The organism is Deinococcus alpinitundrae, from assembly GCF_009982895.1.
Lineage (GTDB): Bacteria > Deinococcota > Deinococci > Deinococcales > Deinococcaceae > Deinococcus > Deinococcus alpinitundrae.
The window spans coordinates 1-340 of sequence record NZ_WXZL01000153.1 but is presented as its reverse complement, the minus strand read 5'-3'; the positions used below and the strand labels follow the sequence as shown (position 1 = coordinate 340).

At 31.8% G+C, this 340-nt stretch carries 1 protein-coding gene; it reads left to right on the top strand.

All coding sequences use genetic code 11. The features are described 5' to 3' along the window. Positions 1-340 (top strand): Clp protease N-terminal domain-containing protein (locus tag GUI70_RS25450; protein ID WP_161884539.1); only part of this gene is annotated, 340 nt, incomplete at both ends.

Sequence of the window (340 nt, the reverse complement as noted above, 5' to 3'; positions counted from 1 at the left end):
GTTCAAAGTGCTTTACAACAAGCAGTTGAACTGAGTCAGCAACATAAATTACAAAATATAGAAATTGAGGCAATTTTAAGCGCTGCCTTAAATGAAAGTGAAAGCTTATATAAAAGTATTTTAGAACGAGCAAATATTGAGGTAGATCAATTAAACAAAGCTTATGAAGACAAACTAAACACGTATGCATCTGTAGAAGGTGACAATATACAATATGGTCAATATATTAGCCAACAAGCAAACCAATTGATAACTAAGGCTGAATCATACATGAAAGAATATGAAGATGAAGATATTTCAATGGAGCATATTTTACGTTCGGCAATGGACATTGATCAAA